The organism is Nonomuraea sp. CA-143628 (assembly GCF_050942315.1).
Lineage (GTDB): Bacteria > Actinomycetota > Actinomycetes > Streptosporangiales > Streptosporangiaceae > Nonomuraea.
In genome coordinates, this window is record NZ_CP192072.1 from 12,860,244 (window position 1) to 12,882,871 (window position 22,628).

At 67.7% G+C, this 22,628-nt stretch carries 23 protein-coding genes; 8 read left to right on the top strand and 15 right to left on the bottom strand.

Annotated features, from left to right (window positions below):
• Positions 1-2: 2 nt before the first annotated feature.
• The 3 genes from ACQP2T_RS58555 to ACQP2T_RS58565 all read right to left on the bottom strand — a co-directional run bounded on the left by ACQP2T_RS58555 (position 3) and on the right by ACQP2T_RS58565 (position 3,226).
• Positions 3-914, bottom strand: a complete 912-nt coding sequence (locus tag ACQP2T_RS58555; protein WP_433513328.1) for an RNA polymerase sigma-70 factor — start codon at positions 912-914, stop codon at positions 3-5.
• Positions 911-2,116, bottom strand: coding sequence for an NAD(P)/FAD-dependent oxidoreductase (locus ACQP2T_RS58560; RefSeq protein ID WP_433513329.1), 1,206 nt, complete (start codon positions 2,114-2,116; stop codon positions 911-913). Before ACQP2T_RS58560 ends, ACQP2T_RS58555 begins: the two co-directional genes overlap by 4 nt.
• Before the next feature lie 108 nt (positions 2,117-2,224).
• Entirely contained in the window at positions 2,225-3,226 is a 1,002-nt protein-coding gene (locus ACQP2T_RS58565) for a helix-turn-helix transcriptional regulator (RefSeq protein ID WP_433513330.1), read from the bottom strand.
• Positions 3,227-3,320: 94 nt separating this feature from the next.
• On the opposite strand from ACQP2T_RS58565, the gene ACQP2T_RS58570 reads away from it, so the two are divergent.
• Together ACQP2T_RS58570 and ACQP2T_RS58575 are read left to right on the top strand one after the other, a co-directional pair.
• Positions 3,321-3,719, top strand: a complete 399-nt coding sequence (locus ACQP2T_RS58570) for a VOC family protein (RefSeq protein ID WP_433513331.1) — start codon at positions 3,321-3,323, stop codon at positions 3,717-3,719.
• A gap of 246 nt (positions 3,720-3,965) precedes the next feature.
• Positions 3,966-4,667: a polysaccharide lyase gene (locus ACQP2T_RS58575; RefSeq protein ID WP_433513332.1), complete on the top strand. Its 702-nt coding sequence runs from the start codon at positions 3,966-3,968 to the stop codon at positions 4,665-4,667.
• A gap of 10 nt (positions 4,668-4,677) precedes the next feature.
• On the opposite strand, the gene ACQP2T_RS58580 is transcribed toward ACQP2T_RS58575, so the two are convergent.
• Positions 4,678-5,271, bottom strand: coding sequence for a DUF4291 domain-containing protein (locus ACQP2T_RS58580; protein ID WP_433513333.1), 594 nt, complete (start codon positions 5,269-5,271; stop codon positions 4,678-4,680).
• Between the two features lie 229 nt (positions 5,272-5,500).
• Here ACQP2T_RS58580 and msrA point away from each other — a divergent pair, with 229 nt between their 5' ends.
• A complete protein-coding gene (gene msrA / locus ACQP2T_RS58585; RefSeq protein ID WP_433513334.1) occupies positions 5,501-6,013 on the top strand; it encodes a peptide-methionine (S)-S-oxide reductase MsrA in 513 nt (170 codons plus the stop codon).
• Here msrA and ACQP2T_RS58590 read toward each other — a convergent pair.
• The gene (locus ACQP2T_RS58590) at positions 5,956-6,681 is read right to left on the bottom strand and encodes a hypothetical protein (protein WP_433513335.1); all 726 of its coding nucleotides are present in this window, start codon (positions 6,679-6,681) and stop codon (positions 5,956-5,958) included. The two genes, msrA and ACQP2T_RS58590, sit on opposite strands and share 58 nt — an antisense overlap.
• A 60-nt stretch (positions 6,682-6,741) precedes the next feature.
• On the opposite strand from ACQP2T_RS58590, the gene ACQP2T_RS58595 reads away from it, so the two are divergent.
• Positions 6,742-7,455, top strand: a complete 714-nt coding sequence (locus tag ACQP2T_RS58595) for a MerR family transcriptional regulator (RefSeq protein ID WP_433513336.1) — start codon at positions 6,742-6,744, stop codon at positions 7,453-7,455.
• On the opposite strand, the gene ACQP2T_RS58600 is transcribed toward ACQP2T_RS58595, so the two are convergent.
• A complete protein-coding gene (locus tag ACQP2T_RS58600) occupies positions 7,452-8,384 on the bottom strand; it encodes a GNAT family N-acetyltransferase (RefSeq protein WP_433513337.1) in 933 nt (310 codons plus the stop codon). The two genes, ACQP2T_RS58595 and ACQP2T_RS58600, sit on opposite strands and share 4 nt — an antisense overlap.
• Before the next feature lie 283 nt (positions 8,385-8,667).
• Between ACQP2T_RS58600 and ACQP2T_RS58605 the strand changes: the two genes are divergently transcribed.
• On the top strand, positions 8,668-10,059 hold the full coding sequence (locus ACQP2T_RS58605; RefSeq protein WP_433513338.1) for a cytochrome b: 1,392 nt from the start codon (positions 8,668-8,670) through the stop codon (positions 10,057-10,059).
• A gap of 189 nt (positions 10,060-10,248) precedes the next feature.
• Here ACQP2T_RS58605 and ACQP2T_RS58610 read toward each other — a convergent pair whose 3' ends face one another.
• The gene (locus ACQP2T_RS58610) at positions 10,249-11,259 is read right to left on the bottom strand and encodes an aldo/keto reductase (protein ID WP_433513339.1); all 1,011 of its coding nucleotides are present in this window, start codon (positions 11,257-11,259) and stop codon (positions 10,249-10,251) included.
• A 239-nt stretch (positions 11,260-11,498) separates the two neighbouring features.
• On the opposite strand from ACQP2T_RS58610, the gene ACQP2T_RS58615 reads away from it, so the two are divergent.
• Together ACQP2T_RS58615 and ACQP2T_RS58620 are read left to right on the top strand one after the other, a co-directional pair.
• Positions 11,499-12,161 (top strand): TetR/AcrR family transcriptional regulator, encoded by a 663-nt coding sequence (locus tag ACQP2T_RS58615; protein ID WP_433513340.1) that lies wholly within the window; start codon positions 11,499-11,501, stop codon positions 12,159-12,161.
• A 194-nt stretch (positions 12,162-12,355) separates the two neighbouring features.
• Entirely contained in the window at positions 12,356-13,624 is a 1,269-nt protein-coding gene (locus ACQP2T_RS58620) for a glycosyl hydrolase family 28-related protein (RefSeq protein ID WP_433513341.1), read from the top strand.
• 110 nt (positions 13,625-13,734) lie between these two features.
• On the opposite strand, the gene ACQP2T_RS58625 is transcribed toward ACQP2T_RS58620, so the two are convergent.
• The gene (locus ACQP2T_RS58625; protein ID WP_433513342.1) at positions 13,735-13,857 is read right to left on the bottom strand and encodes a hypothetical protein; all 123 of its coding nucleotides are present in this window, start codon (positions 13,855-13,857) and stop codon (positions 13,735-13,737) included.
• A 279-nt stretch (positions 13,858-14,136) separates the two neighbouring features.
• On the opposite strand from ACQP2T_RS58625, the gene rarD reads away from it, so the two are divergent.
• Positions 14,137-15,063 (top strand): EamA family transporter RarD, encoded by a 927-nt coding sequence (gene rarD, locus ACQP2T_RS58630; RefSeq protein WP_433513343.1) that lies wholly within the window; start codon positions 14,137-14,139, stop codon positions 15,061-15,063.
• Here the strand turns inward: rarD and ACQP2T_RS58635 are convergent.
• From ACQP2T_RS58635 to nuoI, 7 genes are read right to left on the bottom strand one after another with little or no spacing between them, the layout of a single operon-like run.
• Positions 15,031-16,020 carry a polyprenyl synthetase family protein gene (locus ACQP2T_RS58635; RefSeq protein WP_357954698.1) on the bottom strand — a complete coding sequence of 330 codons (990 nt, stop codon included), beginning with the start codon at positions 16,018-16,020 and terminating at the stop codon, positions 15,031-15,033. The genes rarD and ACQP2T_RS58635 overlap by 33 nt on opposite strands.
• Positions 16,021-16,029: 9 nt before the next feature.
• On the bottom strand, positions 16,030-17,565 hold the full coding sequence (nuoN, locus tag ACQP2T_RS58640; RefSeq protein WP_433519978.1) for an NADH-quinone oxidoreductase subunit NuoN: 1,536 nt from the start codon (positions 17,563-17,565) through the stop codon (positions 16,030-16,032).
• Positions 17,566-17,612: 47 nt separating this feature from the next.
• Positions 17,613-19,172: an NADH-quinone oxidoreductase subunit M gene (locus ACQP2T_RS58645; protein ID WP_433513344.1), complete on the bottom strand. Its 1,560-nt coding sequence runs from the start codon at positions 19,170-19,172 to the stop codon at positions 17,613-17,615.
• Positions 19,172-21,043, bottom strand: coding sequence for an NADH-quinone oxidoreductase subunit L (nuoL, locus tag ACQP2T_RS58650; RefSeq protein WP_433519979.1), 1,872 nt, complete (start codon positions 21,041-21,043; stop codon positions 19,172-19,174). Before nuoL ends, ACQP2T_RS58645 begins: the two co-directional genes overlap by 1 nt.
• A gap of 51 nt (positions 21,044-21,094) precedes the next feature.
• Positions 21,095-21,340, bottom strand: a complete 246-nt coding sequence (gene nuoK / locus ACQP2T_RS58655) for an NADH-quinone oxidoreductase subunit NuoK (RefSeq protein ID WP_433519980.1) — start codon at positions 21,338-21,340, stop codon at positions 21,095-21,097.
• Between the two features lie 47 nt (positions 21,341-21,387).
• Positions 21,388-22,161, bottom strand: coding sequence for an NADH-quinone oxidoreductase subunit J (locus ACQP2T_RS58660; RefSeq protein WP_358546529.1), 774 nt, complete (start codon positions 22,159-22,161; stop codon positions 21,388-21,390).
• The gene (gene nuoI, locus ACQP2T_RS58665) at positions 22,154-22,612 is read right to left on the bottom strand and encodes an NADH-quinone oxidoreductase subunit NuoI (protein ID WP_246651072.1); all 459 of its coding nucleotides are present in this window, start codon (positions 22,610-22,612) and stop codon (positions 22,154-22,156) included. The genes ACQP2T_RS58660 and nuoI overlap by 8 nt, the downstream gene beginning before the upstream one ends.
• Between the last annotated feature and the right edge of the window lie 16 nt (positions 22,613-22,628).

Below are 22,628 nucleotides of genomic sequence, written 5' to 3' on the forward strand. Positions count from 1 at the left end.
CCTCAGAGCGTGCGAATGACCCCCTCAGCGATGGCCCGAAGTTTGTCCGGGTTAGCGATGTTATGGAGGGCGGTGATGCGCCCGTCAGCGTCGAAATCAAAGGTGACAGTGGCGATGACGCGTCCCAGACCGCTGAACACCATGCCCGGCCCACCGTTGATCTCGACCAGTTCGGCGTTCATGTCGCCGGGCTCGACACCCTGGTACGTGACCTTCCCGATGGCGCCGAACCAGGCGGCGACCGTCTGGGCGCCCACGACCGGAAGCAGGGCCTGCCGGACCTTGCCTCCCCCGTCGGTCCACAGCGTGACGTCCGGAGACAGCAGCTCCATGAGGGTGTTGATGTCGCCTCCGGTCGCGGCGGCGAGAAACCGCTCCGTGACGTCGCGCTGCCGCGACCGGTCGGCGGTGAAGCGCGGCCGTCGAGCCCGCACGTGCTCGCGAGCGCGGTGCGCGGCCTGGCGTACCGCCGTCTCGGAACGCTCCACCGCCTGCGCGATCTCGGCATGACTGAAGTCGAAGACCTCCTTCAGTACGAACACCGCGCGCTCAAGCGGACTCAGGGTTTCCAGCACCACCAGCATCGCCGTCGACACCGACTCGGCGCTCGTGACGTCGTCGGCGGTGTCGCCGCTGGTGAGGATGGGCTCCGGCAGCCACGGTCCCACGTAGGTCTCGCGCTGGTACCGGGTCGAGCGCAGCCGTTGCAGGGCCAGATTCGACACGATCCGCGCCAGATAGGCCTTGGGGTCGGCCACCTGCGAACGGTCGTCGGCCGACCACTTGATCCAGGCGTCCTGCACCGCGTCCTCGGCGTCGGCCACGGTGCCGAGAACGCGATAGGCCACCGAGAACAGCAGATTGCGATGCTGGTCGAACACCTGCTGGTCGTGCTCCCGGTACTGGCGGCTCATCGCACACCTCGGACACGGGTGAAGCGGCCGCCACGGGGCCAGAACGCGCCTGAGGCCGGCATCTTCTTCATACGGCCGTACGTCGGCCAGGGCGAAGCGGTCACCGCCTCCTTATACCGTGCCGCCATGCGGCCGGTCAGATGCACCCGTCGGGGGCTGTCGTCGGGGTGGGTGAACTGGACGACCGCATCGTGCCGCCCCAGGCTCACCGGCGTGTGGTAGTAGCCGAAGCGGAACGGATTGATCCGCTTGCCGTCCAACGCACGAACGATCGACACCGCGGCGTACACACCGGTCGGCATGCCACCCTGACAGGTGCCATGCATGACTCCGTAGCCCTGGCGGATCGCGGCCGCGTCGCCCACGGCGTACACGTCCGGGTGCGAGACCGACCGCAGCGTCGCGTCGGTGACGATGCGTCCGCGCTCGTCGACGGTCAGATCGGCGGCGGCCGCCAGCGGCGACACCCGCGTACCGCTCGTCCACAGGACGACGTCGGCGGCGACGCTCTCCCCGCCCGCCAGTTCGACGGAGTCGGGCAACACCTTCTTCACCTCGACCCCGCTGCGCATCTGGACACCCAGGCGCGTGAGCGCGGACTGAAGATAGGCCTTCGGCCTGGGGCTCATGGTCGCGCCGGGCTCCTGCCGGCCCAGCAGCACGACGTTCAGCTCGGGGTGCCGCTCGGCGATCTCCGCGGCGGACTCGACACCGGTCAACCCACTGCCGCCGACCACGACCGTACCGCGACCGAGCCGAGCCAGCCGCTCGGCCAGCACCTCGGCGTCGTGGGCGCTGTTGAGGGCGTACGCGTACTCCTCCACACCTGGCACCGTCACCGTGTCGGCCACGCTGCCCAGCCCGTACACCAGGGTGTCGTAGCGCAGCACGCGGTCATCGTCGATCCGCACGAGCTTGGCGTCCGCCTCGATCGCCGTCACCCAGCCGCACACGAACCGCGCGCCCGTGCCCTCCAGCAACTCCGGGATGTTCATCTCGGCGACCTGCTGCCCGGTCGCCGAGATGTGCAGCCGCAACCGCTCGGTGAACCGCTCCTGCGGGTTCACCAGGGTCACCTGTACGTCTTCGCGCCCCTTGGTCCGAGCGGCCAGCTGGATCGCCGCGGCCATGCCCGCGTACCCCGCCCCCAGAATCAGAACGCGGTGGGGGGTCGCTGTGCCAGCCTTGCGGTGTGTGGTCATCTTTGTACCTTTCGCTTGGGTACGGACAACCACGGGATGCAAGCAGGCCGCTGATCCGTGACATGCGATCGGTGTGACACGCGCCACAGCCTCCTGGTTGGACTGCGGTCATGCGTGGGGCGGGACCCTGCGAGCGGAGGCCGCGAGCCGGTCCGCGAGCGCGACGACGAGGCCGCGGAGTTCATCCGGTCGCTCGATGACGAACGGCCGGTCGAGCGACGCGAGCACCGGAGGCAACCAGTCGAGCCGCTCCACCCGCAACTCGACGCGGAGCCAGCCCTCGGTTCCGGGATATGTGCCTCCCGCGGACGGAGGCTCCTCCACAGTCGCGACGCTGGCGGGAAGCCGGGCGCGGATCTGCTCGATCGTCCCCTGGATCCGCAGGACCACTTCATGTCGGTACTGAGCCTTGGCGAGCCCCGACAGGACGCGCTGCGCCGGATCGAGTCCAGCGGGCGGCTCGAACGAGCCGGGCAGGGTCCTCGCGTCTGCGATGCGATCCAGCCGGAATGTCCGGTCCTCCCCGATCTCGGAATCCACACCCGTGACGTACCACCGACCCGAATGGGCGACGAGCCCGTACGGATGCAGCGTGCGTTCGCTGCGCCGACCGTCTGCGGCGGTGTACCTGATCGAGATCGGCCGACGATGGCGCACCGCATCGGCGATGGAGAGCAGGACCGCGGTCTCCGGGGCCGCGAATTCGCCGGGCGAAGCCGTGAAGGCGAGGGATTCGAGCACGGTGTCGAGCCTGCGGGCGAGCCGCTCGGGAAGTACCCGCCGGATCTTGGCCGCCGCCGTCTCACTCGCCGTGCCCGCCGCCGTCATCAATCCTGACCGGCGACCGGCGACCAGGCCGAGCAGAACAGCGAGCGCTTCGTCATCGCTCAGCATGAGCGGAGGCATGCGGTATCCGGGAGCGAGCCGGTAGCCGCCGTAGCGGCCGCGCACTGACTCGACGGGCACGTCGAGGTCGATCAGGTGATCCACGTACCGTCGCACGGTGCGCCCGTCGACGCCCAGTCGGTCGGCCAGTTCGGCCATCGTCCGGGTGCCTCCCGACTGCAGGAGCTCCAGCAGGGTGAGCACGCGGTGAGTAGGGCGAGCCATGTCACAAATCTAAGCGAAAATACCGGACCGTTTCTGTCCAGTATTTGTCCTAACGTGGGACGAGAACAATCCGGCAGACAACAAGGAGAGAACCATGAACCTCGTCTCGATCCGCATCATCACGGGCGACGTCGCGCGCCTGGTCGACTTCTACGAGCGAGCCATGGGTGTGCGGGCGAGCTGGTCCAACGAGGACTTCGCCGAGCTCAGCACTACCTCCGGCACCCTCGCGATCGGCAGCACCCGCACCGTCGCGCTCTTCGCGCCTGGCGCCGCCCGGCCGGCCGACAACCGCAGCGTGATCATCGAATTCCTCGTCGACGACGTGGACGGCGTGCATCAGAACCTGCTCGGCTTCGTCGAGGAGTTCGTCAACGAGCCCACCACGATGCCCTGGGGCAACCGCTCGCTCCTGCTGCGTGACCCCGACGGCAACCTCGTCAACTTTTTCACCCCTGTCAGCCCGGCGGCCATCGAGAAGTTCGCTCGTTGACGACAACGCAGACCGCCCGTCGCCGTAACTACTCCATGTCGTGGATCAAGTTCTCCCGCTCCCCACCGACGTCGACCAGGGACTCGCGAGGTGCCGATCCGGAAGCCATGAACGCTCGGACCTGCAAATATTTTAAGTACCCTTACTAATAATTACCGGCGTGTCATGCTCGCGTCTCAAGCGCCCCACAGAAGAGGAGTGACATGACATGCGCCGACGAATGATCACCGCCCTCGTCGTTGCCTTATGCGCGGTCCCGCCCTGGCTCCGGCAGGCTCGGCGACGGCCGCCGAAGTGTTCTTCCAGGACACCGGAACCCTGACCGGTTGGAGCAACTACCCACAACAGCCACAGAAGCAAGGCGTGATCCGTACGGTCAGCAGCCCTGTGTACAAGGGCACCACCGCCATCGAGGCGCGGCAGACCTACATCAACGAGGGCGGCGGGTATCACTCCGAGACCGTCCAGAACCGGACCCAGGCCGTGGGCCAGGACCGCTACTACGGCCAGGCCATCTACCTGGCGCCGAACTGGCAGTTCCACAACCAGAACGTCACCTTCCAGCAGTGGTCGCCCGAGGATCCGGAAGGGCCCTGGGAGCTGATGTTCGTCCAGAACGACGAGTTGCGGATCGGCGGCTCAGGCGGGTTCGCGGCCACACTCGCCAAGATCACGAACCTTCGTGGCACGTGGATCAGGATCGTCACCCGCCTGAAGTTCCACGGCACCGCGGGCGCCTTCGAGGTCTGGGTCAACGGGCAGAAGGTGTGGAGCAAGACCGGAGTCGCGGTCCTGCCCAAGACATCGCAGACGATCCGCTGGTCGTCGGGCATCTACTGCACCGCTTGGCGGAACGGCACGCCCGCCGGGCCGAGCGTACTGTCGATCTACCACGACCACGCCAGGATCGCCTCCTCCTACGCCCTGGCCGAGCCGGCCAACTGGTGACGCATCGACGTCATTCCCGCAGGTGGGCAAGAAGCTCGTCTCCAGCGGGATATGCGTGTTCCTGAGGCAGCAGCCGGGCGGCGGAGTCCAGGTCACGGCCCCTGACGAGGGCGTGTATCTCGTGGGCGAGCGGGGTCATGTCGCGGATGGCGACCGTCCATTCGTCGGCGTAGCGTCGTACGGCCTCACCGGAGAGGCCGAGCTGCAGGGATCGGTAGGGCAGCGGCTGCGAACGCAGGCCCCGCTCGGGGTCCCACTGCACACGGGCGGGGGCGCGCTTCAACTGAAGCTGCCAGGTTTCGCGGTCGGAGTGTACGCCGCGCACGTAAGTCGACAGGCACGCGTGCCGCAGCGCCCATTCGAAGCCGTCACGATTGATCTCGACGGCGAGAACGGTCTCCTGCCCCGGCTTGGCGCCCCAGCCGCACCGGTACATCATCCACAGGAACGACGGCTTGATCCACGTCATCCTGTTCCGTTTCCACGCGGCGGGAAAACGGCCGTCGCGGACGGCGGGCAGGCCGATTTCCGGGTCGTACGCCTGGTAGACGGTGATCGTCGAGTCCGAATAGGCGGCACGGATCCCGCGTTGCGGTTGTTCCATGGTGTACAGCGTGAGGGCGGGGCGGCTCAGACGGCCAGCGAATTTCCGGATGGCCGCTGACCGGGCGGCTCGCCGGCGCCGCGACCCACCGCGCCGGCTCCTTGTCCGTGGCTTGCGGCCGCGCGGGCACGGAATCGCTCGGAACCCTCGCGCGTTGAGAAGAGCGGGCAGGCATGGGATGCCGGTGGTGCCCGAGCGACCGAGCTGAGAGATCTTGGAGGGGGTCGTCATGGCTACGCAGACGCAGAGGGCCGTGCTGGCGGGCGGATGCTTCTGGGGAATGGAAGAGCTGATCCGCCGCCTTCCGGGAGTGACGGCGACCCGGGTCGGCTACACCGGGGGTGACGTGCCGAACGCGACGTACCGTAACCACGGGACGCACGCGGAGGCCATCGAGATCCTTTTCGACCCCGAGGCGACCGATTACCGCGCGATCCTGGAGTTCTTCTTCCAGATCCACGACCCGAGCACCAAGAATCGCCAGGGCAACGACATCGGCCTCAGCTACCGTTCGGCGATCTACTACGTGGACGACGAGCAGAAGCGGGTCGCCGAGGACACGATCGCCGACGTGGACGCCTCCGGACTCTGGCCGGGCAAGGTCGTCACCGAGGTGGAGCCGGTCGGCCCCTTCTGGGAGGCCGAGCCCGAGCACCAGAACTACCTGCAGCATTACCCGAACGGCTACACCTGCCACTTCCCGCGTCCGGGATGGCGGCTGCCCGCCCGCACGGAGGGCTGACCGCGAGGCGGCCTGCGCAGATACCGCCAGGCCAGAATCCCGTACCAGATCATGACGGGCATGTGGAGCGCGTACCCGAGCTGTTCCAGTGTCCCCGTAGGGCCGCCGGTCCCGGTCGTCCACGGAAGCACGACCGCGGCCAGGCCGATGAGTGCGGCGATCATGCCCGTGACACGGAGCCAGGCGGGCATCGGGATGCCCGCCGCGCCGGCGGCGGTGGCGGCGACCCACAGCAGCCCGGCCAGATTGACCGCCCATTTGGCGGTGAGCAGGACGGCCAGCACCCCCGTAGCGCTCGGCTGGGCGGCAAGCTGGGTCAGTGCCAGGTTTCCGGCGTCATGAAGCAGCCCGGCCAGCCCGGCGCCGGCCAGCAGGCCACCGGCCAGCGTCACCAGATACGGTCTTGACGTCTCGTCCGGGCTCTCGGCCGGGCGAGCGGCCATCACCAGCCCGGCCGCGGTCAGTGCCAGCCAGCCCAGCACGTCGAAGGCCAACTCGGTCAAGTGCAGCCCGACCTGCTCGCGCACCGCGTCCATCGCGGCGCCGGGGTCGGACGGACTCAGGGTCAACCCCGATGGCACCACGATGGCCGTAGCGGCGATCATGGCTACCAGCGAGGTCAACAGCAGCACACCGGTGAGCCGGCGCCGAGGGTTCGGATCAGTCATGGACCGTGACGGTAGGACCCTGACGCAGGGACAAAGTCAACCTGCCAGGAGAGGGGCGCCATGTGGCGGATCGGGCAACTGGCGCGCATGGTCGGCGTATCCGAACGGACCCTGCGCCACTACGACAAGATCGGGCTGCTGGTTCCCGCCGCCGTCGACCGTACCAACGGCTACCGCTGGTACGGCGTGGCCGAGCTGTCCCGCCTCGAACGCATCCGCGGGCTGCGACACCTCGGCCTGCCGCTGCGCCGGATCGCCGATCTGGTGGACGCCCCCGAGCCGCAGCTGCGGCAGGCCCTGACCGAGATCGTGGCGAACATCAGGCGTGACATCGCCACGCTGACCGCGACCGCGGCTCACGCCGAGGACCACCTCGCCGTGCCGATGTCGATCCTGCCTCAGCGGACCGCGGTGGACTCGCGTCAACTCCGCGTTCGCCGCATACGCCTCGACCATCCCGGCGAACTGGCCGCCGTCTGCCCGGCGCCACCGGCGACCCTGCTGACCTGGCTTCGCGGGCAGCCGACGGGCGGCTTCGCCGCCGCGGTGACCACCGACGGCGCCGGCGAGCAGCTCTCCCTGCCTGCCCGCACCGTCGTACGAGCCGTCGTTCCGCCCTCAGCAGGGGTGGTCCGCGCCGGGCAGGACCTGTTCGGCTGGCTGCACCGCCACCGGCTGGCTGTCACCGGTCCCACCGTGGAAGAGCACCTCATCGACGCCGACGGCGCTCACGCCACCGTCCTTGAGGTGACCGTGAACCCACGGCGGCCTTAAGACCGGAGGTCGTTGGAGAGGTTGATCCGGATCTCCGTGTTGCGGTATCCGGCGCGCCGGAACGCGGCCGCCATCGGCGCGTTGCCCACGTCGGTGGTGGCGGTGACGCGCGGCTCTCCGTTGGCCGCGTGCATGCGGGTGATCTCGGCGAGTACCTCGTCCACGTATCCGCGCCCCCGGAATTCCGGGACGACCCCGAGATACCCCACGTTCACGCTGTACGGCGTCGCCGAGGGGATCGCCATACCTGCCACCTCGCCCTCGTGCGTATAGGCGATCCGCCACCACTCCCGCTTGCCCGGCGCTCCAAGATAGAAGTCCATCTCTGCGCGCGCGGTCGCGTCCACGCCCTTGGCCTCCACGCTCGTTCGGGTCTGGAAGTCCAGGCTGCCCTCGGCGATTCTGGTGAACACCGCCAGGAACTCCTCATCAGACGCCTCGTCGAACCGCAGCGCCCCGGCCACCGGGGGCACCCCGTCGCCCGGCGCCCACTCGAACTGCAGCCGCTCCACCTTCTGGGTAAGACCGGCCGCGTGCGCTGCCGCCCGCCGCCATTCCACCGCCGCCGAGGTGGCCGGATCGTCACGCCAGCCGCCGGCCGCCTTGATCGCGTACTGCACCGGCCGCGGGAACACCGACAGCGCGGCCCTGATCAATTCGGCGGCGACGGCGGTGCGCTCACCCACCGCGGGATCCACGTCGAGGCAGTCGAGCGCGACCGGGTACGCGCTGTCCCTCGGCCCCCACCACAGCGCCCGTCCCACGACCTGGTCGCCGATCTCGGCGATCCACGTCCACTCCGGCCGGTACATGTTCTCGGCCAGATCCGCGAGGTAACGGTCGGCGGGGATCCAGCCGACGGGCTCGGTCACGACCCACGCGGTCACACGGTCGAGCTCCGCAGGGACGATCGCACGGTAAGAAATCACCTGAAGAGGCTAGCGAATGATTTATCCCACCCCATGAGCAAAAGGTCTGATGCCAACGAAGCCGACGCCACGCCCACCGGACACGAGACCCCAGTGCCGCCGATGCCGCAACTCTCGCGTCGCCGGCTGTGACCCGGGCGGCCGCGTAGGCAGGCGTGGGCACGTCAGCCCCTCGGGAAAGGACCCGATGGTAGTGACGCGAATCACCGTCACCGCCGCCTCATCGGCGTCACACTCCCGGGCCTTATTCCGTCGTATGAGTAGGCAAGGTTAGGGGGCGCAAATGCGTTCGTTGTTGGCCAAACACCGCTCGTTTCAGTTCTCTCACTGGTCGTTCATGTTCGCGGAAATCGCCGTCTGGTCGTTCGTCGTTCTGGCGGTGACCGGGGCGGTGCTGATGGTGTTCTACGACCCCAGCATGTCCCAGGTGACCTATGACGGCTCGTACGGCCCGCTGCGCGGACTCTTCGTCAGCAAGGCCTTCGACTCGACCATGCATCTGAGCCTGGAGGTGCGCGGCGGCCTGCTCATCCGCCAGGCCCACCACTGGGCGGCGCTCGTCTTCGTAGCGGCCGTCGTGTCGCAGCTGCTGCGCATGTTCCTCACCGGCGCGTTCCGTCGCCCGCGCACTGGGCAGTGGCTGATCTGGGTGACGCTGCTGGCGCTGGGCATGGCCGCGGGCGAGACCGGCAACGCCCTGCCCGACGACATGCTGTCGGGTGGGAGCCTGTGGCTGATCACGTCGGTCGTGCAGTCCATCCCCGTGATGGGAACCTGGGCGCTGTCGCTGCTGTTCGGCCCGGGCTTTCCCGGTGACAGGATCATTCCGGTCATGTACGGGGGGCACCTGCTGATCGCGGTCGTCATCGCCGCGCTGCTGATCGCCCGCAACCTGCTGGTGCGGCGGCACGGCCACTCCCGGTTCATCGACTCGCTGCCGACGCGACGGGGCGCACGCCCGTTGATGGCGCTCACGACGATCGGCATGCTGATCATTCTCGGGTTCGGGTTCCAGATCGCCCCTATATGGCTGTACGGCCCTGCCAAGCCGACGCAGATCTCGGCGGGCTCGGTTCCCGACTGGTACATGGGGTTCCTCGACGGCGCCCTCCGGATCATGCCCGGGTGGGAACTCACCGTCGGGGACTACACACTCAGCCTCGCGGTCCTCGTCCCCACGCTGGTGATACCCGGGGTCTTCTTCACCGCCCTGGCCGCCTACCCGATGGCCGAGCGCTTCCTCCTCTCGCGACGCGGCCGCCGTGACGCGCAGGGCCGGCCCAAGACCACGAGCCGCATGGCCCGCGAGACCCTCGCGCATGACCTGCTCGATCGCCCACGTGAGACGCCGCTGAAGACAGCCATCGCGGTCGCCGGCGTCACGTTCTACGGCCTGCTGTGGGCAGCCGCGGCCAACGACCAGATCGCCCATCAGTTCCAGATGAACGTCAATGCTGTGACGATCTTCTTCAGGTTCGCCGTGGTCATCGGCCCTGTCATCGCCTTCGTCATCACCCGGTGGATCTGCCTCGCACTTCAGCAGACGGATCACCACGTGGCCGAGCACGGAGTGGAGACCGGGATCATCACACGGTCCCCCGACGGCGGATTCCACGAACAGCTGGCGCCGGCCCAGCAAGAGCACCGAGAGCCGGCAATCGCCTCAGGGAGATGACCATTTGGGAGATGACCCTTAGGGAGATGACCCTTAGGGAGATGACAGTGACACCGAACAGGCCTCAGGTTGTGATCGTCGCGGCCAGACTGCCGATCATGTACGCCGCCAGCAGCGCATTGTTGACCTGTCGTGCGCTGTCGACGGCGCGTCCGTAGTAAGGCATGACGTATCTGGAACACCGGTCGTTCAGGACGGGTCGACAAGTGCCGCGCCGAAGACCCACGGGGACGTCTGGGCGATGAAGTCGCCCGGGAATCCGAGCGTGGAGCCGGTGGCCTGTTCCAGGCGGGCGAGGCTTTCGGGCGGCAGGGTGAGGTCGGCGGCCGCGAGGTTGTCCCGGAGTTGTTCGACGCGGCGCGCCCCGAGGATGGGGTGGATCGCGTGGGAACGGCTCGCCGTCCAGGCGATCGCCACCTGCGAGGGCGTGGCGCCGAGGTCATCGGCGACGTCCTGCACCACCTGGGCGACAGCGTGGTCACGGGCCGAGAGCGACTTGGCAGTCAGTCGGCCATCGGTCGCTGGACCGCCGGGGCGGGTGTACTTGCCGGACAGCACCCCTCCGGCTAACGGGCTCCACGCGGTGACGCCCAGCCCGAGCGATTCGGCCATCGGCAGCAGCTCGCGTTCGATGTCGCGTTGGAGGAGGCTGTAGGGCACCTGGAGGCCGATGAACGGGCTCCAGCCGTGCCACTGCGCCAGCGTGTTGGCGCGGGACACGACCCAGGCGGGGGCGTCGGAGATCCCCACGTACAGCACCTTGCCGGCCCGGACCGCGTCGTCCAGCGCGCGCATCGTCTCCTCGATCGGCGTGTCGCGATCCCACATGTGCACCCAGTAGACGTCCACATAGTCGGTGCGCAGCCGGCGCAGGCTGGTCTCCAGCGACGCCCGGAGGTTCTTGCGGTGGTTTCCGGCTGCGTTGGGGTCGGCGCGGTCGCGTGAGACGGTGTACTTCGTGCCGAGCACGAATGACTCGCGTCGGCCCTCCAGCAGCTCGCCGAGTATCTGCTCGCTGGCCCCGTCACGGTAGTTGATCGCGGTGTCGATCATGTTGCCGCCGGCCTCGGCGTACAGGTCGACCATCCGGCGGCACTCCGGCAGCGGCGCGCCGACGTCACCCTGTTCGCCGAAGGTCATGGCGCCCAGGATCAGTTCGGAGACCCGCAGGCCGCTCGCGCCCAATGTGCGGTATCTCATGCCGTCACCGATCCGCCGAATGGCTCTGCGGCCCGCGAGACGATCTCGTCGTGCGGTACGTCCTGGATGTGCTGGTCCAGCGCCCAGCGATGCCCGAACGGGTCGAGCAACTGGCCGGTTGGTCCGGGTCGGTGACGACCAGGTGGATCGCTATCCGTGTCATGGTCATGAACCATACACAGTGTATGGACATGTCGTCTAGACGCTATGACCGTACAGGCTGTCATATGCTGGGGCGCATGGCTTCCAAGCGCACCGCCCCTTCCGCCCGCCGATCCGGCGCGGCGCCGGCCTCCGCGGAGCTGCGGGAGCGCATCCTGTCGGCGACGCGCGAGCTGCTGCGCGAACACCGCTTCGACACCCTGAGCGTGGCCGACATCCTGACCGCCGCCCATGCCTCCCGGGCCAGCTTCTACTTCTACTTCCCCAGCAAGCAGGCCGTGCTCGGCGAGCTGGTGCGCGAGGCCGTGGCGCAGGGGCAACAGGCGGCGGAGCCCTGGATCGACGGGCGGCAGGACCCGGCCGCCGCGCTCCGGTCCGGTGTGAGCGACGGGGCCCGGCTGTGGCGCGCCAACGCGGGCGTCCTGATGGCGATCGTGGAGAGCTGGGGCTCCGACGAGGGCCTGCGGGCCCTGTGGCTGGAACAGATGGACCTGTTCACCGAGGCCGCCGCGGCCCGTATCCGATCCGACCCGGACGCGCTGCGGCGGCTCGGCGACGCGGACGTGCGCGCCGTGGCCGCCTCGCTGACCTGGCTGGGGGAGCGGCTCTACTATCTCGCCGCGACCGGGGTGCCGCCCTTCGACGACGAGGAGGTCCTCATCGACGTCCTCACCAATGCCTGGACCTCAATCCTGTACGGCCACGCCCCCACCGGCCACCGGCCGCCTCCGGAGCACTGAGCGCCCAGGAAGCTTCTGCCACCAAGTCCCCCACATGTGCCCGATCTGTCCTGATTTTTGTTCGCGGATCGATCTAGAACTGATTTAATCCTCGAGTTGATCTCTAGGGGGGCTGTGGCATGACGGAGCCGAAGAGTCCGAGCATGGGGCGTAGAGCGTTGTGGGGCACCGCCGCAGGGTTGGTGGGTGCCGCCATGATCGCGAAGACCCCGGCTGCGGCGGCGGAGACGGCCCCGCTGGACTGGTTCAATGTCAAGAACTACGGAGCGCTCGGCAACGGGGCCGATGACGACACCCCGAAGATCCAGGCCGCGATCGATGCGGCGGTGGCCGCTGGAGGCGGAACCGTGTACTTCCCCGCGGGAGCGTACGCGGTCACCCCGACGGCCGGCGGCCCGGCCTTGTCCATCGGCGGCAACGGAATCCGGCTGGTCGGCGCGAGCAGCAAGGCCTCCACGCTGGTCAAGAAGGCGAACGGCATCCTGTTACGCATGTCGGGAGCCCCAACCGACACGAGCGGGTCGAAACATCGGCGCTACTGTTCGATTGAAAACCTCGGGTTCAACGGCACTGGCAAGACCGGGTTGCTGCTCGAGCTTTACTACAATGACAATTCCTACTTTCGCGATGTTTTCATGTCGAGCAACAACGACCTGTGCATCGACGCCGTCGAGTTCTGGGACTCCAGGTTCTACAACCTGGTGATCGAGGAGAGCACCGGCACAGCGAACAGCACTACTCAGCCCAACGTGTGGCTTCGGAACTCCTCGGCCACGACCGGCTGGGGATACAGTGCCGACAACGTCAACCAGATCCATTTCATCGGATGCCGCATGGAGGCATTCGGCACCGGCGCCTTGTGGATCACCCAGGGCACCGCGAAGACCAATAATCCCAACGGGATCTATCTGACGGACTGCAAATTCGAAACCTCCAGGATGCAGGGCGGCCCTCATCTGAAGGTCGACGCGTCCTGTAGGCATGTCTATGCGTCCAATATCTATGCTTACGCAGGTGGTTTTGCCTCCGGGTATTCCACTGCGCAGAACATCATCGCCTGGGCGGGAAGCGTCAGTGCCCTGGAGAACGTGCTGATCGCCAACAGTTCGGCGGCGACGGTCAACTCCGGGATCGATCTCTACTCCGGCTCCGGCTCGACCGCCGTCCTGCGTAACGTCGTGGGGCGCTACTCCACAAAGCCGACCGGCACTCACATTTACTACGAAGCCTCAAGCACCGGCGATTTCCGGGTGGAGAACTGCTACGCGAACATCGGAGGGCAGTCCGGCGGCACCATCCCAACCAAGAACCAGCCGAACCCGCCGCTGCGGATGGTCGCGGGCGCGGTCAGCGACGCCTCGTTCACGCACACCCCGACCGACGGAACACTCGCGGTCGACTCGACCAACAGACGCCTCTACGTACGAGTAAACGGCAAGTGGCTGTCGACGGCGCTGAGTTAGCGGCGGCCGGTCGGGATCCTGCGGCCGGAGACGTGCGGTGCCGGCCGTGATCGGCCGAAGAACCGCAGCGCGGCCAGCGACCGCCCGACGCTCGGCGAGGCGCCGCAGGTCTACGCCTCGCCGGACGTCAGCCCCACCGGACAGGCCACGCCCGTTCCGCCGATCCCGCAGTAGCCGTTTTTGTTGCAGTGGAGGTGCTCCCCCGCGAAGAAGAGCGGCCCCGCGGCTGCCACCTCCGTGATGATCTCGCCGTAGCCCGCCCCCTTCAGGAGCCCCTCGTACGTCGGGTAGCCGACCGCCGGTCGCGACGACCCCTGGGGCCTGCCAGAACGTGCGCTCGGCGCCCCAGAAGCAGCCCATGCCGAAGCCGGCGATCTCCGCGCCCTAGGGGTACGGCGAGACCAGGACCGTGCCACCTCCGGACAGCCACCCCACCTTTTAGCAGCCCTACATATTTCCATACAGCAATACGCATTTGTGTTTAAAGGTGGTAATGCCCGAAACTGGACTACATGCCTGACCTGAGGCGCGGTGTGCTGTTCGGGGCTGCCGCCTACACGATGTGGGGTCTGTTCCCCCTGTACTGGCCGCTGCTCAAGCCGTCAGGAGCCGTCGAGATTCTCGCGCACCGCATGGCCTGGTCACTGGTCGCGGTCCTGGTGGTGCTGGCCGTGCGGCGCCACTGGTCCTGGATGAGAGAGCTGCTCAAGGAGCCCAGGAAGCTCGCGCTGCTGACGCTGGCCGCCGTGATCGTCACCGTCAACTGGGGCGTCTACATCTATGCCGTCAACGCCGGTCAGGTGGTCGAGAGTGCCCTGGGGTACTTCATCAATCCGCTGATCAGCGTGTTGTTCGGGGTTGTGCTGCTCAAGGAGCGCCTCAGGCCGCTGCAGTGGGTGGCGGTCGGGTTCGGGACGCTCGCCGTGTTGGTGCTGACCATCGACTACGGCCGGCCGCCGTGGATCGCGCTCGCGCTGGCCGTCAGCTTCGGTCTGTACGGGCTGGTCAAGAAGCAGGCGAACGTGGGCGCGGCCGAGAGCCTCACCGTCGAGACCCTGGTGCTGCTCACCCCCGCGCTGGGCTACATCCTCTATCTCAGCCTGACCGGGCAGTCCACGTTCGGGAACGAGGGGCTCGGCCATGCCGCACTCCTGATCGGGGCGGGCGTGATCACGGCGGTGCCGCTGCTGTGCTTCACCGCCGCCGCCATCCGGGTGCCGCTCAGCACGATCGGCCTGCTCCAGTACATCGCGCCGGTCCTGCAGTTCCTGTGCGGGGTGCTGGTCGCGAAGGAGACGATGCCGGCCAGCCGCTGGATCGGGTTCTCGATCGTGTGGCTGGCCCTGGCCGTCTTCACCTACGACAGCATCCGTACGGCCCGCGCTACCCGGGCCGCGATCAGGAGATCACCCAGAACGCTCGACAACGTAGTCACATAGCGCCAAAAATGCGTTCTTGGCGGGGATGTCTGGGAGGCTGGAAAGGTCGGTACGAGCCCGGTTCACCCAGGCATCCAGCTCGGCCCGCGCCTGTCCCATGGCCGGGTGCGCCCGCAGCAGCGTCAGCGCCTCGTCCAGGTCCGACTCGGCCACCGGCCCCGACAGCAACTCCGCCAGCCGCGAGGACGGGTCGGAGGCCAGAGCGTAGAGGACCGGCAGCGTCCGGATGCCCTCCCGAAGATCCGTCCCCGGCGTCTTGCCCGACTCCGTCGAGGTGGACGCCACGTCGAGCAGGTCGTCCCCCAGTTGCCAGGCCACCCCGACGGCCTCGCACGCCCGGCTGAGCCGCTCCTCGACGTCGGACGGCGCCCCGGACAGCAGCGCCCCGAACCGGCCGGAGGCCGCGATCAGGGACCCGGTCTTGTCCGCCAGCACGCTGATGTAGTGCGCCACCGGGTCCTCTTCGCCGCGCGGCCCGATGGTCTCGCGGATCTGACCCTGCACGAGGCGGGAGAAGGTCTGGGCCTGTACGCGGATGAGCTCCGGCCCGAGGTCGGCCAGGAGGTCGGACGCCTGGGCGAACAGATAGTCGCCGGTGAGGATGGCCACGGTGTTGTCCCACCGGGCGTTGGCCGACGGCGAGCCCCGGCGTACCGGAGCCTCGTCCATGACGTCGTCGTGGTAGAGCGACCCGAGATGGGTCAGCTCGATGACCACGGCGCCGGGCACGACACCCGGCGCCGACGGATCCCCGAACTGGGCCGCCAGCAGCACCATCAGCGTACGGAAGCGCTTGCCCCCGGCCTCGATGAGGTGCTTGGACGCCTCCGTGACGAAGGCGTCCTCGCTCTCCACCGACGAACGCAGCAGCTTCTCGACGGCGGCCAGTCCGTTGGCCACGTCCTGCGCCAACCGTTCGTCCTCAATGGGAAGGTCAACCACGGGAGGCGCGGACATACAGATCCCCTATCTGATGAACAGGCCGGAAGCAGCCTGGTTGGCGAGGTCGAGCATGGGCTGCGGGAAGAGCCCGACTCCTACCGTAATCAGCAGCGAGATGGCGATGACGGCCACGGTCCCCATACTGGGCACCGCGATGGACGGACCGTCGGCCGCCGGGTCGCTGAAGAACATCAGGACGATGACGCGCACGTAGAAGAACGCGGCGATCGCGGAGGCGATGACGCCCAGCACGACCAGCCCGGTCATCCAGCCCCCGAGCGAGTCACCGGCCTCGGACCCGCTGGCCAGCGCGGCGGCGAACACGGCGTACTTGCCGAAGAAGCCGCTGGTCAGCGGGATGCCGGCGAAGGCCAGCAGGAAGAAGGCGAAGACACCCGCCAGGATCGGCGAGCGCTTGCCCAGACCGGCCCAGCGCGACAGGTGGCCCGCCTCGCCGCCGGGGTCGCGGACCATCGTGACCACCGCGAAGGCGCCGACCGTGGTGATGCTGTAGACGAGCAGGTAGAACATGATCGCCGACAGCGACTTGGCGTTCTGCGCGCTCTTGTCGAACGTGGCCATGACACCGATCAGCAGGAAGCCCGCGTGCGCGATCGAGGAGTAGGCCAGCATGCGCTTGATGTCGGTCTGCGTGATCGCCAGGATCGCGCCGATCACCATCGTCAGGGCCGCGACGGCCCACATGACCGGCCGCCAGTCCCAGTCCAGGTTGCCCAGCGCCACCCAGAACACCCGCAGCACGGCGCCCACGGCCGCGACCAGCGTGCCGGAGGCCATGAGCGCGGTGATGGGCGTCGGAGCGCCCTGGTAGACGTCGGGCTTCCACGCCTGGAACGGCGCCGCACCGATCTTGAACAGCAGGCCGACGCCGAGCAGCGAGAGGCCGAGCAGCAGGATCGGGTCGAGCAGCGAGCCGGTGGACAGCGCCTTGTTGATGCCGGTGAAGGACACCGTCCCGGCGAAGCCGTAGACCATGGCCGTGCCGTACAGGAAGAAGGCCGAGGAGAACGCGCCGAGCAGGAAGTACTTCATCGACGCCTCCTGCGAGAGCAGGCGACGACGACGGGCCAGGCCGCACAGCAGGTACAGCGGCAGCGACATGACCTCAAGGCCGACGAACATCGTCAGCAGGTCGTGCGAGGCGGGGAAGAGCAGCATGCCGCCCACCGCGAACAGGACCAGCGGGTAGACCTCGGTGTGCGAACCACCGGCGGCCTCGGCCTCCTCCTCGTCGGCGCTGCCGGGCACGGCCGCCGCCGAGGCGACGAAGTGACCCTCGTCGTTGATCATCAGCACGCAGACGAACGACAGGACGAGGATGACGCCCCAGATGAACAGCGAGGGTCCGTCGACCGCGACCGCGCCCATGGCGACCGGCGCCGTGGGCACGGCGCCCTTGACCACCTGCACGATGACCAGCGCGAACGCCCCGGCCAGCGACAGCAGGGTGAGGGGTACGTGGATCGACTTGCGCATGTAGCGCGGCGCGAACGCCTCTACGAGCACACCGACGACGGCCGCGCCGAAGACCAGCAGCATCGGCGCCAGCGTGCCGTATTCGATGGTCGGCGCCACGACAGCGTCGTTCACTGGCCGGCCCCCTTCTCAGCGATAGCCGGGTTGTCCACTTTCACGTTGACCAGCGTCTGGGTGACCGTGGGGTTGATCACGTCCAGCAGCGGCTTGGGGAAGAAGCCGAAGCCGATGATCAGCGCGATGAGCGGCGCGAGAACGACGATCTCGCGCACGTTCAGGTCCTTGAAGGCCTTCACCGGCTCGGCGGTCGGCCCGTTGAGCGCCCGCTGCACCATCCACAGGATGTAGACGGCCGCCAGGATCACGGCCAGCGCGGAGACGATCGCCGCGACCGCCAGCGCGCCGGACCCGAAGGCGGAGCTGCCGTAGGTGCCGATCATCACCATGAACTCGCTGACGAACGACGACAGCCCCGGCAGCGAGAGCCCGGCCAGACCGGCGATCAGGAAGAAGCCCGCGAGCAGCGGGGCGACCTTCTGGACGCCTCCGTAGTCGGCGATGTGCGGCGAGCCGCGCCGGGCGATGAGGAACCCGGCGGCCAGGAACAGCGCGCCGGTGGCGAAGCCGTGGTTGACCATGTAGAGCGCGGCGCCGGACTGCGACACCTGCGACATGGCGAACACGCCCATCACGATGAAGCCGAAGTGCGAGATCGACGTGTAGGCGATGAGCCGCTTCATGTCGGTCTGCCCGATGGCCACGATCGCGCCGTAGATGATGCTGATGACCGCGAGGACCACGATCGGCATCGTGAACGCCTTGGCCGCGTCGGGGAACAGCTCCAGGCAGAAGCGGAGCATGCCGAACGTACCGACCTTGTCGAGCACGCCCACGAGCAGCACGGCGGCGCCGGCCGGAGCCTGCGCGGCCGCGTCGGGCAGCCAGGTGTGCACCGGCCAGAGCGGCGCCTTGATCGCGAAGGCGATGAAGAAGCCGGCGAACAGCCACTTCTGCGTCGCGGGGTCCTGGATGGCGCCGACGAGCTCGGGGAACATGAACGTGTTCTTGCCCGCGACCACGTACAGCGCGATGACCGCGACCAGCATGAGCAGGCCGCCGAACAGCGAGTACAGCAGGAACTTGACGGCCGCGTACGACCGCTGCGCGCCACCGTACGACCCGATCATGAAGTACATCGGGATCAGCATGGCTTCGAAGAAGACGTAGAACAGGAAGATGTCGGTCGCCGCGAAGACGCCGATCATCATCGCTTCCAGCACCAGCAGCAGCGAGAAGTACGTCTTGACCGACCGCTTCGGGGTGATCAGCGTGCCGTCGGCGCTCTGCGTGCCGTCGGCGTCGTGCCAGGAGGCGAGCACCACGATCGGCACCAGCACCGCCGACAGCGCGATCAGCACGAGCGCGATGCCGTCGACGCCGACCCCGAACTTCACGCCGAAGCTCGGGATCCAGTCGTAGACCGCCTGGAACTGGAACCTGGGGCCGCCCGTCTTGAACTGGACCGCCATCACGAGCGTCAGCGCCAGCACGACCAGGGACACCAGCAGCGTGGCCTGCTTGGCCAGCTTGTCACTGCCCTTGGGAAGCAGGGCCACCACGATGGCGCCCAGGACGGGCACCGCCATGAGTATCGGGAGCCAGGGTGACATCAGATGTTCCCAACGAGGAGCAGGGCGCCTGCCAGGAGGGCAGCACCGAACAGGATGGACAGCGCGTAGGATCTGGCGAAGCCCGTCTGGATCCGCCTGAGGCGCCCCGAGGTCCCGCCGATGCCCGCCGCCAGGCCGTTGACCAGCCCGTCGATGCCGCGGTTGTCGAAGTACACCGCGAAGCGGGTCAGCCACTGGCCGGGGCGCATGAACAGGGACTCGTTGAGCGCGTCGCCGTAGAGGTCACGACGGGCGAACGTGGTGAGGAAGGAGCCGCGCGGCGCCACGGCGGGCACCTCGGCCCTGCCGTACTTGACCCAGGCGAAGCCCGCCCCGACGGCCACCAGCGCCAGCGTGACCAGGCCGGGAACGCTGGTGAAGACGAACTCCGGCCGCACTTCCGCGGTGCCCACGGCGGGCGAGAGGAAGTCGTACAGCCTGTTGCTGATGATCAGGTAGCCGCCCAGGAAGGCCGCGCCGATCGACAGGATGATCAACGGCCACGTCATGACGGCGGGCGACTCGTGCGGGTGCGCGTCCTTATCCCAGCGCTTCTCGCCGAAGAAGGTCATGAAGACCATCCGCGACATGTAGAAGCCGGTGATGCCCGCACCGAGCACGGCCAGCCAGCCGAGGATCGGCTGGTGGTGAACGGCGGTCTCGATGATGCCGTCCTTCGTGAAATATCCGGACAGCAGGGGGAAGCCGATGATCGCCAGGTAGCCGACCATGAACGTCCAGAAGGTGACCGGCATGTACTTGCGCAACCCGCCGTACTTCCGCATGTTCACTTCGTCGTTCATGCCATGCATGACCGAACCGGCACCAAGGAACATGTCGGCCTTGAAGAAGCCGTGCGTGATCAGGTGACCGATCGCGAAGGCGTAGCCCGCCGGGCCAAGGCCCGCGCCGAGCATCATGTAGCCGATCTGCGACATCGTCGAGCCGGCCAGGCCCTTCTTGATGTCGTCCTTCGCGCAACCGATGATGGCACCGGCCAGCAGCGTGGCCGCACCGACGATCGAGACGGCGAGCGCCTGCGCCGAGTCCGGCGGGAAGAAGAACGCGCCGGAGCGGACCACCAGGTAGACACCGGCGGTGACCATGGTCGCCGCGTGGATCAGGGCCGAGACCGGAGTCGGGCCCTCCATCGCGTCGAGCAACCAGGACTGCAGCGGCAGCTGTGCCGACTTGCCGCACGCGCCGAGGAGCAGCAGCAGGCCGATCGCGGTGACCGCGCCGCCGGACGGCGGGCTCTTGGCGATCTGCGCGCCCAGCTCGCTGAAGGTCAGCGTGTGGAAGGTGGCCAGAATGATGAACATGCCGACCAGCAGCCCGAAGTCACCGACGCGGTTGACGACGAACGCCTTCTTGGCCGCGACCGCCGCCGAGGGCTTGAACTGCCAGAACCCGATCAGCAGGTACGAGGCCAGGCCCACGCCCTCCCAGCCGATGAACAGCCCGACGTAGTTGTCGGCCAGCACCAGCAGGAGCATCGCGGCGACGAAGAGGTTCAGGTAGGAGAAGAACCGGCGCCGCTCGGCGTCGTGCGACATGTAGCCGATCGAGTAGATGTGGATCAGCGATCCGACGCCCGTGATCAGCAGCGCGAAGCTGATCGACAGCGGGTCGATCAGCAACCCCATGTCGACCATGCCGGGAATGAACTCATACAGATGTACGGCCTGACGGCGCTGTTCAGCCGGTAGGCCGATGATCTCAAGGAAGGTCAGCACCGCCACGACGAACGAGGCGAGGGACATGGCCACGCCCAGCAGATGGCCCCACCGGTTCGTCATGCGCCCGAGGATCAGCAGGATCGCCGCACCCAGCAACGGGAAGGCGATCATCAGCCAAGAGGCCCCGATCATGCCGCCGGCGGTGTGCTGGACGATCTCAACAGGAGATTCCACCAGTCACCTCTAGTACTTCAGCAGGTTGGCGTCGTCTACCGACGCGGACCTGCGGGTTCGGAAGATCGTCACGATGATGGCCAGGCCGACCACGACCTCGGCCGCGGCCACCACCATCACGAAGAACGCGATGATCTGGCCTTCGAGGTTGCCGTTCTGCCGGGCGAAGGCGACGAACGCGAGGTTGGCGGCGTTGAGCATGAGCTCGACGCACATGAACACCACGATCGCGTTGCGCCGGATCAGCACGCCCATCGCGCCGATGGCGAACAGCAGGCCCGACAGGACGAGGTAATGGGTGGTCACTTGGACTCCTCCTCAGCCGACTCGACGGCGGCCCTGTGCTTGATGGCCTCGGCGAGCTTCGGATCCTCGGGCAGATGACCCTGCTCGACGTCGAACCGCGCGATGTAGCGGTTGACCGAGCTCTCCGCGACCGAGCCGTCGGGCAGCAGCGCCGGCATGTCGATGGCGTTGCTCCTGGCGTAGGTGCCGGGTCCGGGCAGCGGGGACGGGCGGTCGCCGAGGAACCGGGCGCGGGCCAGGTCCTTCTGCGAAGGCCGTACGGTCAACCGCTCGCGGTGCGCCAGCACCATCGCGCCGAGCGCGGCGGTGATCAGCAGCGCCGAGGTGATCTCGAAGGCGAAGACGTACTTCGTGAAGAGCAGCAGCGCCAGCGAGCGGATGTAACCGGCCTGCCCGATGGCCGAGGCCAGCCCGGCCTCCTTGGCGAAGACGGCGTTGCCGATGGCCAGGATGACCAGCGCGGCGAAGCCGACGGCGGCGATCGCGGCCCAGAAGCGCTGGCCCCGCAGCGTCTCCACCAGCGAGTCGGAGGAGTCGACGCCGACCAGCATGAGCACGAACAAGAAGAGCATCATGACGGCGCCGGTGTAGACGATGATCTGCACCGCGGCCAGGAAGGGCGCGTCCTGCACGGCGTAGAGGACCGCGAGGCAGAGCATCACGGTGCCGAGCATCAGCGCCGAGTAGACGGCCTTCCGGTTGAACACCATGCCGAGTGCCGCGCCGACGGAGACGACGGCGAGCACCCAGAAGGTAATGGTCTCACCCATTGGTCCGTCCCAGCCGGTAGTAGTCCTCTTCGGTCTCCCCGAGCCGCATGGGGTGCGGAGGCTGCTCCATCCCCTGGGTCAGGGGCGCGAGGAGCATCTCCTTGGTGAAGATGAGGCTCTCGCGGTTGGTGTCGGCCAGCTCGTACTCGTTGGTCATCGTGAGGGCCCGGGTCGGGCACGCCTCGATGCACAGACCGCAGAGAATGCACCGCAGATAGTTGATCTGGTAGGTGCGGCCGTAACGCTCACCCGGTGAGAAGCGCTCGGCGTCGGTGTTGTCGGCGCCTTCCACGTAGATGGCGTCGGCCGGGCACGCCCAGGCGCACAGCTCGCAGCCGACGCACTTCTCCAGCCCGTCAGGCCAGCGGTTGAGCTGGTGCCGCCCGTGGAAGCGAGGCGCCGTGGGCCTCTTCTCCTCCGGGTAGTTCACCGTGACGGGCTTCTTGAACATCGTGTGGAAGGTGACC

Excerpts from the sequence above, each read along its gene's own strand:
- ACQP2T_RS58555 (WP_433513328.1), bottom strand. The coding sequence starts at position 914 with ATGAGCCGCCAGTACCGGGAGCACGACCAGCAGGTGTTCGACCAGCAT.
- ACQP2T_RS58560 (WP_433513329.1), bottom strand. The coding sequence starts at position 2,116 with ATGACCACACACCGCAAGGCTGGCACAGCGACCCCCCACCGCGTTCTG.
- ACQP2T_RS58565 (WP_433513330.1), bottom strand. The coding sequence starts at position 3,226 with ATGGCTCGCCCTACTCACCGCGTGCTCACCCTGCTGGAGCTCCTGCAG.
- ACQP2T_RS58570 (WP_433513331.1), top strand. The coding sequence starts at position 3,321 with ATGAACCTCGTCTCGATCCGCATCATCACGGGCGACGTCGCGCGCCTG.
- ACQP2T_RS58575 (WP_433513332.1), top strand. The coding sequence starts at position 3,966 with ATGCGCGGTCCCGCCCTGGCTCCGGCAGGCTCGGCGACGGCCGCCGAA.
- ACQP2T_RS58580 (WP_433513333.1), bottom strand. The coding sequence starts at position 5,271 with ATGGAACAACCGCAACGCGGGATCCGTGCCGCCTATTCGGACTCGACG.
- msrA (WP_433513334.1), top strand. The coding sequence starts at position 5,501 with ATGGCTACGCAGACGCAGAGGGCCGTGCTGGCGGGCGGATGCTTCTGG.
- ACQP2T_RS58590 (WP_433513335.1), bottom strand. The coding sequence starts at position 6,681 with ATGACTGATCCGAACCCTCGGCGCCGGCTCACCGGTGTGCTGCTGTTG.
- ACQP2T_RS58595 (WP_433513336.1), top strand. The coding sequence starts at position 6,742 with ATGTGGCGGATCGGGCAACTGGCGCGCATGGTCGGCGTATCCGAACGG.
- ACQP2T_RS58605 (WP_433513338.1), top strand. The coding sequence starts at position 8,668 with ATGCGTTCGTTGTTGGCCAAACACCGCTCGTTTCAGTTCTCTCACTGG.
- ACQP2T_RS58610 (WP_433513339.1), bottom strand. The coding sequence starts at position 11,259 with ATGAGATACCGCACATTGGGCGCGAGCGGCCTGCGGGTCTCCGAACTG.
- ACQP2T_RS58615 (WP_433513340.1), top strand. The coding sequence starts at position 11,499 with ATGGCTTCCAAGCGCACCGCCCCTTCCGCCCGCCGATCCGGCGCGGCG.
- ACQP2T_RS58620 (WP_433513341.1), top strand. The coding sequence starts at position 12,356 with ATGATCGCGAAGACCCCGGCTGCGGCGGCGGAGACGGCCCCGCTGGAC.
- rarD (WP_433513343.1), top strand. The coding sequence starts at position 14,137 with ATGCCTGACCTGAGGCGCGGTGTGCTGTTCGGGGCTGCCGCCTACACG.
- ACQP2T_RS58635 (WP_357954698.1), bottom strand. The coding sequence starts at position 16,020 with ATGTCCGCGCCTCCCGTGGTTGACCTTCCCATTGAGGACGAACGGTTG.
- nuoN (WP_433519978.1), bottom strand. The coding sequence starts at position 17,565 with ATGCTGCTGGTCTTCGGCGCGGCCGTCGTCGGTGTGCTCGTAGAGGCG.
- ACQP2T_RS58645 (WP_433513344.1), bottom strand. The coding sequence starts at position 19,172 with ATGTCACCCTGGCTCCCGATACTCATGGCGGTGCCCGTCCTGGGCGCC.
- nuoL (WP_433519979.1), bottom strand. The coding sequence starts at position 21,043 with ATGATCGGGGCCTCTTGGCTGATGATCGCCTTCCCGTTGCTGGGTGCG.
- nuoK (WP_433519980.1), bottom strand. The coding sequence starts at position 21,340 with ATGGGCGTGCTGATCCGGCGCAACGCGATCGTGGTGTTCATGTGCGTC.
- ACQP2T_RS58660 (WP_358546529.1), bottom strand. The coding sequence starts at position 22,161 with ATGGGTGAGACCATTACCTTCTGGGTGCTCGCCGTCGTCTCCGTCGGC.
- nuoI (WP_246651072.1), bottom strand. The coding sequence starts at position 22,612 with ATGTTCAAGAAGCCCGTCACGGTGAACTACCCGGAGGAGAAGAGGCCC.